The sequence below is a fragment of the Fructobacillus tropaeoli genome, assembly GCF_001047135.2.
GTDB lineage: Bacteria > Bacillota > Bacilli > Lactobacillales > Lactobacillaceae > Fructobacillus > Fructobacillus tropaeoli.
The window spans coordinates 168,666-182,261 of sequence record NZ_DF968078.1 but is presented as its reverse complement, the minus strand read 5'-3'; the positions used below and the strand labels follow the sequence as shown (position 1 = coordinate 182,261).

General features: G+C 47.7%; 11 protein-coding genes and 1 riboswitch. All 11 genes read left to right on the top strand.

What is annotated here, in order from left to right; translation table 11 throughout:
- Positions 1–66 precede the first annotated feature (66 nt).
- Positions 67–2,475, top strand: coding sequence for an exonuclease domain-containing protein (locus tag AOQ32_RS00870; RefSeq protein ID WP_059393161.1), 2,409 nt, complete (start codon positions 67–69; stop codon positions 2,473–2,475).
- Between the two features lie 109 nt (positions 2,476–2,584).
- A riboswitch (Lysine riboswitch) is annotated at positions 2,585–2,737 on the top strand.
- A gap of 89 nt (positions 2,738–2,826) precedes the next feature.
- Positions 2,827–3,939: an alanine racemase gene (alr, locus tag AOQ32_RS00865; protein WP_059393160.1), complete on the top strand. Its 1,113-nt coding sequence runs from the start codon at positions 2,827–2,829 to the stop codon at positions 3,937–3,939.
- A 52-nt stretch (positions 3,940–3,991) separates the two neighbouring features.
- Complete coding sequence (gene lysA, locus AOQ32_RS00860) at positions 3,992–5,293, top strand: diaminopimelate decarboxylase (protein WP_059393159.1); 1,302 nt, start codon at positions 3,992–3,994, stop codon at positions 5,291–5,293.
- A 115-nt stretch (positions 5,294–5,408) separates the two neighbouring features.
- Positions 5,409–6,119 carry a 2,3,4,5-tetrahydropyridine-2,6-dicarboxylate N-acetyltransferase gene (gene dapD / locus AOQ32_RS00855; protein WP_059393158.1) on the top strand — a complete coding sequence of 237 codons (711 nt, stop codon included), beginning with the start codon at positions 5,409–5,411 and terminating at the stop codon, positions 6,117–6,119.
- Positions 6,120–6,209: 90 nt separating this feature from the next.
- Positions 6,210–7,361, top strand: coding sequence for an N-acetyldiaminopimelate deacetylase (locus tag AOQ32_RS00850; RefSeq protein ID WP_083994321.1), 1,152 nt, complete (start codon positions 6,210–6,212; stop codon positions 7,359–7,361).
- A gap of 99 nt (positions 7,362–7,460) precedes the next feature.
- Complete coding sequence (gene dapA, locus AOQ32_RS00845; protein WP_059393156.1) at positions 7,461–8,342, top strand: 4-hydroxy-tetrahydrodipicolinate synthase; 882 nt, start codon at positions 7,461–7,463, stop codon at positions 8,340–8,342.
- Entirely contained in the window at positions 8,339–9,103 is a 765-nt protein-coding gene (gene dapB / locus AOQ32_RS00840) for a 4-hydroxy-tetrahydrodipicolinate reductase (RefSeq protein ID WP_059393155.1), read from the top strand. The genes dapA and dapB overlap by 4 nt, the downstream gene beginning before the upstream one ends.
- A 77-nt stretch (positions 9,104–9,180) precedes the next feature.
- Entirely contained in the window at positions 9,181–10,389 is a 1,209-nt protein-coding gene (locus AOQ32_RS00835; RefSeq protein ID WP_059393154.1) for an aminotransferase class I/II-fold pyridoxal phosphate-dependent enzyme, read from the top strand.
- 96 nt (positions 10,390–10,485) lie between these two features.
- The gene (locus AOQ32_RS00830) at positions 10,486–11,013 is read left to right on the top strand and encodes a hypothetical protein (protein ID WP_059393153.1); all 528 of its coding nucleotides are present in this window, start codon (positions 10,486–10,488) and stop codon (positions 11,011–11,013) included.
- The gene (locus AOQ32_RS00825) at positions 11,003–12,211 is read left to right on the top strand and encodes a pyridoxal phosphate-dependent aminotransferase (RefSeq protein WP_242976698.1); all 1,209 of its coding nucleotides are present in this window, start codon (positions 11,003–11,005) and stop codon (positions 12,209–12,211) included. Before AOQ32_RS00830 ends, AOQ32_RS00825 begins: the two co-directional genes overlap by 11 nt.
- Positions 12,212–12,302: 91 nt before the next feature.
- On the top strand, positions 12,303–13,596 hold a 1,294-nt coding region (gene asnS, locus AOQ32_RS00820), incomplete at its 3' end, for an asparagine--tRNA ligase (protein WP_059393151.1).

The following is a 13,596-nucleotide window of genomic DNA, read 5'->3' as shown; positions in this document are numbered from 1 at the left end:
TAGGTCTAAAAATGACAGTTTTTGGCCCAAATATGTCTTGGTCTCGATGATGAGAAAGGAGTCCTGATGAAAAAATCAGCCGCCTTTGTGATTGTCGATTTGGAAACCACCAACCCCTCCGTTGAAAAGGGAGGGCGAATTATTCAAATCGGGATGACCTTTGTAAAAAATAAAAAGATTGTGGAACACTTCGATTCATTCGTGAATCCGGGGCAAACAATAGATAAAAAAATTCAACAATTAACCCATATTAGCCAAAAAGATGTGCGGGATGCGCCGTTCTTTGAAGAACTGGCCCCCTCGTTGCGCGGATTGTTAAAGGACCAGGTTTTTGTTGCCCATAACGTGAACTTTGATTACCCGTATTTAAATGCCGAATTTGCCCGGGTTGGTTTACCTGAGCTGGACCTATTGGCAATCGATACCGTTCAACTGGCCCAGATTCTTTACCCAACGGCACCAGGCTACCGCTTGTCTGATTTGACAAAGTATCTCGACTTGCCCCTGGTTCAAGCTCACCGGGCCAACGCTGATGCGGAGGCAACAGCCTATTTGATGTTGTCGCTTTGGCACGAGGCCCAGAGCTTACCTGAAAAGACGAAGAAGGAACTCTTGAGTGTGGATTGGGGTCTGTTGCGTCAAAGCCAAGATTTCTTGGCGATGGCGATGAAAGACCGGTCCCCGGCTCCGGCATTTTTGGCCGAACGTGAAGAGACGTTAAGACGTCAGTCCAACCGAAGCAAAGATTCAAACCGGAAAAAAAAAGGCGGCGACGTGCCTTATCCGAAGACGCTTGCTGATAAGGATGCCGTTTTAGGTCCTGGTTTCTTGGTCGAAGAGGACCAGGGTCAGGTGATGGACCAGGTGCAGCGCTTTTTGCAACAACGGAAAAGAGCGGTCTGGCAGTTAACGACACCGCCGGAAGTTAAGAAGACGTTGTCGTATTTATTGCCACTCTTTTATCAAAACCGCCAACAGGCGACATACCTGCTGGCCCATGATATTACGCTCTTGAACCATCAGGGGGCGATTCTAGCAGAGTTGCAGGAGCGACTGCCCGGGGCTAACTTATCGGTGGCAAAACTCTATGTGCCACGCGATTACCTGGATGAGAAGAAGTTTCAAAAGGTTCTGGCGGTAGCTAGAAGCCAAGGTGGCGCCTTTTGGCAAGCGCGTGTCCTGGTTTGGTTAGCCGAAAGTCCTGATTTAGCCCTCATTGATTTGCCAAAAGGTGTGCAAAATCAGCCTGGCTTGGCAGCCGTCCGTTCTGATGAAACGGGTTCGGCCTTTATCAAAGCCTTTGACAAGGCGGCTCAGGCGGATGTGGTTCTTTTGACCTTCGCGGCCTTCTTTGCCATTTCGGAGGATTTGGAAAAGGCAAGCAAGTATCATGATCGGCCCGTGGCCATTTTGGAAAAGCCAATTGCGCTTTTGACTGCCATTCAAGAGGGCTTCGGCCTGACGTTACCTTTGAGCTTTTACCAAGACCAGGTAGCCCGCTTAGCTGATTTGGCAGCTAGCTTGCCGAAGAAGACACAGGGTCAGTGGAAGGTGGCACTCCACAACTGGGAAGAGGCCAGCAATAAGATTGATGGTCAAGCTGAAGATATCGGCCTGGTGAAGACCGGCAAGGCGGTTTTGAATCGTTTGTTGGACTTAGTTGATTTGGCTGCTAAGGCCGATTTTAACCACAAATTGACGCAAGCGGATTTGACGGCTAAATTAGCTAAGCTTTCGTGGCTATCAGCGCACCAGGAATACTTAGCCAACATCTCCTGGCACATCCAAAAGGAGCCGGCCGTCCAAAACCTAATTTTTGAGGTCAAGGCTGATTTGCTGTACCAAAAGTACTTCTTGAAGCAGGTGGATAAAGTCCTAGTCGTTTCGTCTTATTTACCGGATGATTTAGCAACATTTCTAGCCCAGACGCCGGGCGCCCTGTTGCCGGAGAAAAGTGAATTCGAGGGGACAACGGATAATCAGTTGACAACGGTACTGACCACGAGCCGTAATGAGAACCAGCAGATCGAACAGCTGGTTTTGGCCAAGGTTCAGCACTTTGTTCTGATTGTGGAGGACCACGCTGCCTTGAAGCATTGGTACTACAAGTTATCGGACCGCTATGGTGATGACTACGTTGTCTATGCGCAGGACATTTCAGCGCCCCTCATTAAGGCCGCCCGCCAAAGCAGCCAGGAAGAACAGTCAATTTTGATTGCCTTACCAGAATATTTGTCGGCGATTTGGCAGCAAAGTCTACAAGTGCCGGAGGTGGCCGTCATCTCACAGGCCCATCGCTGGGTTGATGTGACGACGCTCACACCGCTATTGATTGCCCTTCAAAAACAAGAAAAGTCCGTTTTACTTGCTTCCTTTAACCAGGGACAGGTTAAAGCGCTTTCGGATCGATTGGCAACCGTTAATAGTCGGTACAAACGGGTAAAAGCGAACTTTTATCAAAAAAAGTTTTCATAAAATTAAGAAAAGACAGCCAATATCGGCTGCCTTTTTTGTTAAAAAGATAATTTATTTTGTCAGGAGTGTTGACATGAGAAAAAATCTCATGTATATTAATGGCAACTTAATAAGTAATAGAGGTCGCAACCAACAAGAGTACCGAACATTGTTCGCGAAAGGGGCGGTTGCCGAAGCTGATGGGGTCAGAGCCATTTTGCTGGGCCAATAGTTAAGAGCTATTGGACTGTCGCTGCAAATGCAGCGGGGAGCTATTCAACTGTTTTTTTGTGACTATTTTTAGACAATAATCCAAACGACAGGGATAAACCCCCGTTGTTCGGATTTTTTTTATTGCCTAAGGAGGCTCACATGGTTGTCGCTAATCACCGTCCAAGTCGTTTATTGATTTCAAAGGCAGCGGTGGCCAAAAATTTAAAAGTCATGCGTGAGAGTAGCCACGCCAACTTTATTTTCATGACGGTGAAGGCCAATGCCTACGGCTTTGGTTTGTTGGAAATGAGTCAGGCTGCTGTTGAAGGTGGTGCTGATGGCTTGGCCGTTGCTGTGATGGATGAGGCAATTGCCTTACGGAAAGCCGGCTTTTGCCAGCCAATCTTGGTTTTGGGCCTCACGTCTCCTGAGTTTGCCCAGCTAATGGCCGATTACCAAATCATTGCCACGGTTGCTGATCGTGAAACTTTGAAGCAGGCTGAAGCCAATTTGCGTCTCGGCGGTCCAAAGCTCCAGGTTAACTTGGCGGTCGACACGGGTATGGGCCGAATCGGTTTTCGTAACCGAGAAGAGTTAAGCGCTGCTATCAACGACGTTCAAGATGCTGATTTCTTACTTTATCAAGGCATTATGACCCACTTCGCCACGGCCGATGATGTCGACACGACATACTTTGAAGGCCAGCTGGCAGCTTGGCATGAACTCACCGATGGCTTGCCAATGCCACCGATGGTTCACTTGGCGAACTCAGCCGCAGCTTTATACCGGGTTGATCAGATGCCAATGGATGTCATTCGAGCAGGAACTTCGGTCTATGGTATTGAGCCATCCGAAGGGGTATTAAAGCCTGACAACTACCTGGAACCGGTTTTGACACTCGAATCCGAGGTGGTCATGATCAAGCAATTGCCAACAGGTGCCTCCGTTTCCTATGGTGCCACTTACCAAACCACCAAGCCTCAATGGATTGCGACTTTACCAATCGGCTACGGGGATGGCCTACCACGAGAAGCAGTTGGCTATGCGGTTTTGGTCAACGGCCAGAAAGCACCAATTGTTGGTAAGTTGGCCATGGATCAATTGATGATTGCTTTGGAAGAGCCCGTTCCGGTTGGAACCAAGGTGACTTTCATCGGTAAAAATCAGGACCAGGAAAACACACTGATTGATTTTTCCCACTATTGCGAAATCGATCCATGGGAAATCACCATTCGCTTCCAAGACCGCTTAGCACGATACCTGGTTGATTAAGCTCCACCTAATAATATTTTGATTGAAAAAGAGAGAAGAAGGAAAGATTCTTATGTCAAACCACTTGCAAGTAAACGACCGAGACCAGCTCATGATTGGTGGCGTGTTAGCCACTGATTTGGCCAAGGAATACCAAACGCCATTATACGTTTATGACGTTTTGACCATGCGTAAGCAGATGCGTGCCTTCGAGAAGGCCTTTGAACAAGCCGGTCAAAAAGGGGCCGTTGCTTATGCTTCAAAGGCATTTGCCTGCCAGGCAATGTACCAGGTGGTTGCTGAAGAAGGTTTGCACTTGGACCTTGTTTCCGCTGGTGAAATCTATACAGCGGTGGCCGCCGACTTCCCGATGGCCAATGTTTCTTATAACGGAAACAACAAGTCACTGGCAGATTTGACCTTTGCTGTTGAATCCGGGGTTGGCACGATTATCGTTGATAATTTCTTGGAACTTGACCTTTTGCACCGGGTTATGGCCGGTCGAGAGGGACAGCAAAATGTGATTTTGCGAGTGGTTCCCGGCGTGTCAGCCCACACTCATGATTACATTCAGACTGGTCAAGTCGACTCCAAGTTCGGTTTTGATTTGGAATCCGGTCAAGCTAAGCGAGCTTATGAAATCGCTGAAGGCGATGAAAGCTTGCACCTGCTTGGTTTGTCAGCCCACATCGGTTCTCAAATTTTTGAGGAAGATGGCTTTGAATTAGCCGGCCAGAAATTAGTTGACCTGTGTGCTTCATGGGATTACCAACCAGAAGTATTGGACCTTGGCGGTGGCTTTGGAATTGCCTACACGGACGCCGATAAGCCACGCTTACCAGAAGACCTCGTTTTGGCCCTGCTGAAGAGCGTCCAGGAACAAACGGCTAAGAAGGGGATGACCCAACCGGATATCTGGATTGAGCCAGGGCGCTCAATCGCTGGCCCAGCCGGTTACAGCTTGTACACCGTTGGTTCTCGTAAGGATATCCCGGGTGTGCGGACTTACTTGGCCGTTGACGGTGGAATGGGTGATAACATTCGTCCAGCCCTTTACCAGGCCGATTACCAGGCAGTCTTGGCCAACAATGTTCATGGAGCGCCGGCAGAACATGTCCGCTTAGTGGGTAAGTATTGTGAATCAGGAGATGTCTTGATTCAAGACCAGGAATTGCCAGCAACAGAGCCGGGCGACTTGGTCGCCGTTTTGAATACTGGCGCTTACGGGTACTCAATGGCCTCCCGCTACAACCGTAACCCCGTGCCAGCCGTGGTCTTCGTTGAAAACGGCCTCTCACAACTGGTGGTTGAGGGCGAAAGCCTAGCTGATTTGACCAGCCATGACCGGGCTTACCAATTACCTGGTAAGTGGTAAAATCAGCTTTGGCGAAACTTGCTTGATTTCATTAACGTGCCTTGCCCAGCTGAAAGAAACAATTGGATTTAAAATTTAAATAAGAAGAAAACAACTCGAAAAGGAAAACAAAAACATGACTGAAATGGATACAGCAGCGATCATTAATTACTTGGCAACTTCGAAGAAGAAGACACCAGCAAAGGTGACCTTAGCTGGTGATTTGGCTCAAATTACTTGGCCAAATGATGTGCAAGCCTTTATTGAAGAAAAAACTGGGACCGTATTTGGTGATATGCAGGTTATCCAACCAATTTTGGATGATAACCAGGCAGCCATTACCGACTACCACGTTGAATTAATTGCTCGTAACTCCGGGGTGCCATTGTTGAACACCCAGCACTTGAATGCCCGCATTGAACCAGGGGCTTTGATTCGTGACCGAGTTCAAATCGACGACCAGGTTGTGGTTATGATGGGGGCTGTGATTAACATTGGTGCCAAAATTGGTGCTGGATCGATGATTGACATGGGCGCTGTTCTGGGTGGCCGAGCTGAAGTTGGAAAGCACTGCCACATTGGTGCCGGTGCTGTTTTGGCAGGTGTGATTGAACCTGCCTCAGCAGAACCTGTCCGTGTTGGGGATGGTGCTTTGGTTGGTGCCAACGCTGTTGTCATCGAAGGTGTTCAAGTTGGTGCTGGAGCGGTTGTTGCCGCAGGTGCCATTGTGATAGAAGACGTTCCTGAAAGAACGGTTGTGGCTGGGGTACCGGCTAAGATCATTAAGCAAATCGATGTTCAAACAGAGCAAAAGACGGCCTTGGTTGCCGCCTTACGCGATTTGTAAACACAAGTTTGCTAGCAAACGTCTGGAAGATGGCCGCGCGACCTAGCTGATTAGAGAGAAGTTTTCATGGTCCATGAAAGGGAGGCTTTGATGTCCGATTCAACCATTAATTTAGCGCAGGTTCGGCGCGACTTACACGCCATTCCAGAGTTGGCTTTGCATGAAGTGCAAACGCAACAATATTTGAAAAAAACAATTGCCGCCTTTGCGAGCGATTTCTTAACAATCAAAGAGGTGCCAGAAGTTGGAACGGCCTTGCTGGTCCGCTTGGCAGGGTCAAACCCAAAGAAAACAATTGGCTACCGAGTTGATATTGACGCCTTACCAATTGAGGAAGAAACAGGCCTGCCCTTTGCTTCGAAACACCCTGGTGTGATGCATGCCTGTGGTCATGATATTCATATGACGGTTGCATTGGGAATCTTGGCTTACTTTGCGAAAAATCAGCCTAAAGATAATCTGATTTTTATCTTTCAACCGGCAGAAGAATCCGAGGCCGGGGGTAAACGTTTGTATGAAGCCGGTGCGCTTACGGGTGATTTTAAACCGGATGAACTCTACGCCTTGCATGACCAGCCAGCCTTGCCGGCCGGTCAGATTGCAACCAAAATGGGGACACTCTTTGCCGGGACAACGGAGATTCATCTTCAGGTTGTTGGCCAGGGTGGTCACGCGGCTTATCCCCACCAGGCTAAGGACGCTTTGGTTGCCGCTGCTGCCTTTGTCAGTCAGGTACAAACCGTGGTTTCCCGCAATGTTGACCCCATTCATGGTGGGGTCGTGACGATTGGCTCCTTTCACGCCGGCACAATCGGTAACGTGATTGCCGGTGAGGCCAAGTTAGCCGGGACGATTCGGGCCTTTACCCAAACGGACTTGGAGATGATGCAAAAACGGGTCCGCGCAATTGCGGATGGGATTGCTGTTGCCTTTGATGTTCAAATGAACTTGGAGCTCATTCAGGGTGGTTACTACCCGGTTGAAAATGATCCAAAAACAACGGCAGCCTTTATGGCTTTTATGGAAGAAAATCCGGAAGTTGACTTTGCAGAGGCGCAGCCGGCAATGACTGGCGAAGACTTCGGCTTTCTACTAAATAAGTTCCCAGGCACGATGTTTTGGCTTGGGGTTGGTGACCCCAAACACAGCCTCCACGATGCCCGATTGAACCCCGATGAGCGAGCCCTAAACGCCGGTGTTCAGGCAATGGTTGCCTATTTTAAACAACGAATGGCCCAATAAGCTGGTATCCAGGGGAACTGATTTTGCCGCTTGCCAGTTAAGATGTATTGAAAAAACTAAGAAATCGCTATAGCTAAAGATGAGAGAGGATGGCTTTTGATGATGACAGCAAATTTGATTACCGCATTAATTACCCCATTTACCAGTCAGGACGAAATTGACTATGATGCCTTGGACCGTTTAACGGATAAGTTATTGGGTGAAGGAACGCAGGGCTTTGTCATCGGTGGTACAACCGGTGAATCACCTACGTTGACGGAGGAGGAACGCCTGTCCTTGTACCGCCACTTTGCCCAGTATGTGAACGGCCGGGGACCTGTTATTGCTAACGTTGGGACAAATAGCACGGCAGAATCCGTGGCCTTGGCTGAGGCTGCCAGCCAAATCGAGGGTGTGACTGGCATTTTGGCTGTCACGCCTTACTACAATAAGCCCGATCAGGACGGCATGATTGCCCACTTCACGGCCATCGCCAATGCCAGCCAAGTACCATTGATGTTGTATAACATTCCTGGTCGATCAAGCGTTTCGTTGACGAATGATTCTGTCTTGTTCTTGGCGCACCATCCAAATATTAATGCAATTAAGCAGGTGACTTCAATCGATGACTTGGCCGTTTTGGTTGATCAAGCGCCAGAAGGGTTTGCCGTTTATACCGGTGAAGATAGTCAAACATTGGCAGCAAAGGCCATTGGTTGTGCGGGCGCGATTTCAGTTGCGTCACACCTCTATGGTCGTGAGATGCAAGCGCTCTTTGCCGCTCTTGAAGCTGGTGATGTGGCCTTGGCGGGTCAGTACCAACGCTTCTTGACACCACGGATGAACGTTTTGTTCTCTCATCCATCACCAAGTCCCGTAAAGGCCATCTTAGCTAAGCAGGGCTTGATTGAAAATCAGTTACGTTTACCATTGCTGCCTTTGACTGAGCAGCAAACAGCAGAAGTAGAGGCCGTATTAGGCCGGCAAGGAGTTGTTGCATGAAAACCGTCTTTCTCGCAGGCGCCCAAGGAAAAATGGGCCGGTCGATTGAAAAGTTGATTGAGGACCAAGCTGATTTTTCATTAGCTGGCCGCTTAACGACTAAAAGAGCACTGGACCAACAGCCAGATGGGCAAGAAGACGCTGCCCCAATCTTTACTAATTTAGCAGACATTAACGTCAGTGCTGATGTTTGGGTTGATGTCACCGATCCGGCTGTTGCCTTTGAAAATGGCCAATACGCCTTGACTCATGGTTTCGACTTGGTAATGGGGACCTCTGGCTTACAAGCAGATGATTTTGAAAAATTGCGGGCCTTGGCCTTGGAAAACGACCAATCGGCCTTGGTTGTTCCTAACTTTTCAATTACGGCGGTTTTGTTAATGCAGTTTGCCGGTCAAGCAGCTAAGTACTTGCCTGCAGCCGAAATCATCGAGGCCCACCATGAGGACAAGGTCGATGCACCATCTGGGACGGCAAAGGCCACCGCTGATTTGATTGTTGCTGCTCGTCAAGAAGAACCTGCTATTCCACATTCGAACGCTTTGGCCCGTGGTGACCAAAGTCAGGGAGTACCGGTGCATGCCATGCGTTTGCCAGGTATCTTGGCCGAGGAAACGGTTGTCTTTGGTTCGGATGGAGAAACATTAACAATCAAGCAATCAACAAATAATCGTTCGTCTTTCATGACTGGTGTCGCTCGTTCAATTCGAAAAGTCGATGAAATTGATGGATTAGAGATTGGATTAGATAAAATTCTCTAATTTATTTTTAATAATATGCTAGAATGGTGCAAAGCAATGTAAAAGGATTTGTTTAGAATAGAATAGGAGTGGTTTTCATGGTTCAAGTCAAAGAAAGTTTGTCGAAGCAGTATAACCAATTGTTCGAGATCGTGCCGCCAGCGGCCATCCGAGCAGTTGACATCAAGTTGTCCGCAGTTCCGGATATCATCAAGCTCACCCTTGGTGAACCTGATTTTGCGGTTCCAGATGTAGTCAAAGAGGCCGTTAAAAAAGCGGTTGATGATAATGACTCGCATTATGCGCCTTCACAGGGAACTTTGGCTTTGCGTCATGCTATTTCCGACTATGTTCATGAACGTTTGTCTGGTCCAGTCTATGATCCGGAAAGTGAAATTTCGGTGACAATCGGGGCTTCAGAAGCCATTTACGATTCATTGTCTGCACTGTTTAACCGTGGTGAAACAATTTTGGTACCAACACCAACATTTTGTTTTTACCAGGCGGAAGCTTTGCGTCTCGGTTTGAAGGTGGTCGAAATTAACACGGCGCCATCTTACCTGTTTACAGCGGAAATGTTTGAAAAGGTAATTCAAGAGCACCCAGAAGCAAAGGGCTTGGTTTTGAACTTCCCTGGTAATCCAACTGGTGTTACTTATGATGAACAAGAGCTCAAAGATTTGGCTGCAGCCATTAAGAAGACGGATGTCTTGGTTATATCAGATGAAATTTATGCGGAATTGACTTACGGTCAAACGCATAAGTCGATTACGAACTACATTCCAGAACAAACCATTTTGATTGGTGGACTGTCAAAGTCGCATGCAATGACTGGTTACCGGGTTGGCTATATTGCCTGTCCCAAGGCCTTGATGAAGATGGTTGGTTTGGCCCACTCAGGTGTCGTGACAACGGCGCCCGGTCCAATGATGGCCGGAGCTTTGGCAGCCTTAACGGTTGCTAGAGATGCGCCCAAGGAAATGCGTGACATCTATCAAAAGCGCCGGGATATTGTTTTGGCTGGCTTGCAGGAAGCGGGCTTTACGGCTCCAACACCGAAGGGTGCCTTTTACATCTTCGCTAAGATTCCTGATTTCTTGCCACAAGATGATGAAGCCTTTGTCTATGAATTAGGTGAAAAGGCCAAGGTGGGAACAATTCCTGGTTCTGTCTTTGGGATTGGAGGAGAAGGCCACATTCGCATTTCTTACGCCACTTCGACTGAAAAATTAGAAGAGGCCATGAAGCGAGTGATCGCCTACGCCAAGGCTGCTAAGGAAGCGACTGAACTTTCACCAGCAGAATAACGATTAAATAGCCATGAGCTTGGAGATTATCCAATTTCTTGGTTATTTTTTTGCTATAATGAACAATAGTTATGACAAATCGGAGAAAGAATTTTTATGGAAGTTCACGACAACTTACGAGTCAGAATGGCCCGGCCCAAGCGCTTTTCTTGGGTTAAATTTTTTATCATCTTGGTGGCGATTTTCCTGATTGTAGCCGGCGCTATTTATGCCTATGCCTATATGGCATTACAGCCGATGGCCAGAGCTGAATCAAACGTGCAAAAAACGGTCAGTCAAAAAACGTCATTGACAAATCTGCATAATGTCACGGCAGATGACCGCAATGGCACGATTTACGCCGTGCTTGGTAAGGATAGCGATGGCCAGCAAAAGGTAGCCTTGGTCAAGGGACAGCACGGGGCTGTGACGACCTTTGATTTTGGCAATGGCTTGTCACGGGCTGATTTATTAAAGCAAATCAAAGCCAAGTACAATCCAAAGAAGGTTTACTCAGCCAATTTGTCGCTCTACCAAAAAACTTTGGTCTGGGAAATCAGCTATGAGAGCCAAAATGGCGACATGAACTATTTGACAATGGATTATAAGACCGGTGCCGTTTACCGGGCAATTAATGGAATTTAGGGAGAAGATGATGTTGCAAGCAAGTGATTTTTCAAAGCGGGCCCAAGCCGTTCAACCTTCAGCCACACTCGCAGTTTCTAAAAAAGCCAAGCAGATGGCGGCCGAAGGGATTGACGTGATTAACCTTGGCGTTGGGGAACCTGATTTCACGACGCCAACGGCCATTAGTGAAGCGGCTATTGAAGCCATCGAAGGCGGTCAAACTTCTTTCTACACGCCCGTCGGTGGGATTTTACCATTAAGAGAGGCCATTGCTGAACAAACGACCAAGAAAACTGGTCAGGTCTTGTCCCCTAACCAGGTAACAGTCACTTCTGGTGCCAAGTTATCTTTGTATACGATTATGCAAGTACTCTTAAACCCTGGTGACCAAGCTGTAATGCCCGAACCCTATTGGGTTTCATACGTTGAACAGGTTCGTTTAGCGGGTGGGGTTGCCACAACCGTTAAGCCTAAGACAGCAGCGATGAAGTTGACGCCCGCAGACCTTGATGAAGTTGCCGGACCCGTGAAGTTGATTATTCTTAATAATCCTTCCAACCCAACTGGCCAGGTTTACAGCCGGGCTGAAGTGCAGGCGCTTTTGGACTGGGCCGACGCCCACGATAGTTTCCTTTTGTCTGATGAAATTTATGGTCAATTGGTTTATAACGGGCAAACGTTTACGTCAGCTTTGTCTTTGAAGGAAATCAAGGACTCACGCTTGATTATTGTCGATGGGGTTTCAAAGTCCTATTCGATGACCGGTTGGCGTCTTGGTTGGACAATTGCCGATGAAAAAATCATTGCCGAAATGAATAAGCTTTTGGGCCACATGACTTCGAATCCGGCTGCCGTTAGCCAGTATGCGGCTTTGGCCGCCTTAACGGTTGATCAACAAATGGTTGAAGATATGCGGACTACCTTTGAAAGTCGGTTGAATGCAACCTACGATAAGTTGACGGCCATTCCGGGACTGTCTGTTACGCCAAAGCCAGAAGGGGCCTTTTACCTCTTCTTTAAAGTTGACCAAGATCTTTTGGACAAGCCGGGCCTAAAGTCAACGATTGACTTTGCCACTGCGCTCTTGGAGCAGGCCCACGTTGCCATTCCAGCCGGTGAAGGTTTTGGAATGCCGGGTTATTTGCGTCTATCCTACGCCAAGGACCAAGCAACCATTAATGAGGCCCTTGACCGTATTTTGGCTTTTGTTCAGTAAGTTTTTGTCCTAGTTGACGGCTGCCAAAATTTTTATCATAATAAAGTTAATAAGTAAAATGTGAGGAGTAGGGCGTTAGCCCGAATAATTTATGAGTGAAACAACGATTCCAACAATCCAAATTGTCGATGCACCAAAGTACGTCGGCCAAACGGTAAAAATTGGTGCCTGGTTACGGCAAAAGCGTGGGTCCGGAAAGATGGCCTTCTTGCAATTGCGTGACGGAACTGCTTTTTTCCAGGGCGTGGTCGCCAAGGCTGACGTTTCAGAGGAATTGTTTAATTTAGCCAAGGATTTGAAGCAGGAAACATCATTGTATGTGACCGGCGAAATTCATGCAGATGATCGGTCATCATTTGGCTACGAAATCAGCATTACCGGATTAGAAGTCATTGGTGAAAGCCACGATTACCCAATCACGCCCAAGGAACACGGTACGGAATTTTTGTTTGATGAGCGCCACCTCTACTTGCGTCACATCAAGCCATTTGCCACATTGAAGATTCGCAACACCTTGATTGCAGCAACTTACGAATTCTTCAACCAGGAAGGTTTCATCAAGTTGGATGCCCCCTTGTTGACTGGTTCTGCCCCCGAAGGAACAACCGACTTGTTTGAGACCGATTACTTTGGTCAATCAGCTTATTTGTCACAAACGGGACAGTTGTACGCCGAAGCAGGTGCCATGGCCTTCTCAAGGGTCTTTACTTTTGGACCGGCCTTTCGTGCTGAAAAGTCAAAGACACGTCGTCACTTAACAGAATTCTGGATGATTGAACCTGAAATGGCCTTTATGCACCAGGAAGAATCCTTGGAATTGCAGGAACGCTATGTTGCTTTCTTGATTGAAAAGGTTTTGGAAAGAAATGACCAGGAATTGGACTTGTTAAACCGTGACAAGGATTTGTTGCGCTCTTATACGCAGTTACCATTCCCACGCATTTCTTATGATGATGCCATCAAGTTGTTGCAAGAAAACGATTTTGACGTGGAATGGGGTGTTGACTTTGGTTCACCTGAAGAAACTTTCTTGGCCAACCATTTCCATAAGCCTGTCTTTATTGTTAACTTCCCGAAGGCAATCAAGGCCTTCTACATGAAGCGCCATCCAGACCGTGATGACGTCGTTATTTCCGCTGATTTGTTGGCACCAGAAGGCTACGGTGAAATTATTGGTGGATCCGAACGTGATACGGATTACGACTATTTGAAGGCTCAGATTGAAAAAGAAGGTTTGGACATGGACGAGTACGGTTGGTACTTGGACTTGCGTAAGTATGGTTCCGTGCCACACTCAGGCTTTGGCCTTGGTTTGGAACGAATGGTGACTTTCGTTACTGGCGAAGAACATATTCGCGAAGCTATTCCATTCCCACGGATGACGC

What these genes read in the sequence shown, in the direction of transcription:
- AOQ32_RS00870 (WP_059393161.1), top strand. Translation starts at nt 67, where the DNA reads ATGAAAAAATCAGCCGCCTTTGTGATTGTCGATTTGGAAACCACCAAC.
- alr (WP_059393160.1), top strand. Translation starts at nt 2,827, where the DNA reads ATGGTTGTCGCTAATCACCGTCCAAGTCGTTTATTGATTTCAAAGGCA.
- lysA (WP_059393159.1), top strand. Translation starts at nt 3,992, where the DNA reads ATGTCAAACCACTTGCAAGTAAACGACCGAGACCAGCTCATGATTGGT.
- dapD (WP_059393158.1), top strand. Translation starts at nt 5,409, where the DNA reads ATGACTGAAATGGATACAGCAGCGATCATTAATTACTTGGCAACTTCG.
- AOQ32_RS00850 (WP_083994321.1), top strand. Translation starts at nt 6,210, where the DNA reads ATGTCCGATTCAACCATTAATTTAGCGCAGGTTCGGCGCGACTTACAC.
- dapA (WP_059393156.1), top strand. Translation starts at nt 7,461, where the DNA reads ATGATGACAGCAAATTTGATTACCGCATTAATTACCCCATTTACCAGT.
- dapB (WP_059393155.1), top strand. Translation starts at nt 8,339, where the DNA reads ATGAAAACCGTCTTTCTCGCAGGCGCCCAAGGAAAAATGGGCCGGTCG.
- AOQ32_RS00835 (WP_059393154.1), top strand. Translation starts at nt 9,181, where the DNA reads ATGGTTCAAGTCAAAGAAAGTTTGTCGAAGCAGTATAACCAATTGTTC.
- AOQ32_RS00830 (WP_059393153.1), top strand. Translation starts at nt 10,486, where the DNA reads ATGGAAGTTCACGACAACTTACGAGTCAGAATGGCCCGGCCCAAGCGC.
- AOQ32_RS00825 (WP_242976698.1), top strand. Translation starts at nt 11,003, where the DNA reads ATGGAATTTAGGGAGAAGATGATGTTGCAAGCAAGTGATTTTTCAAAG.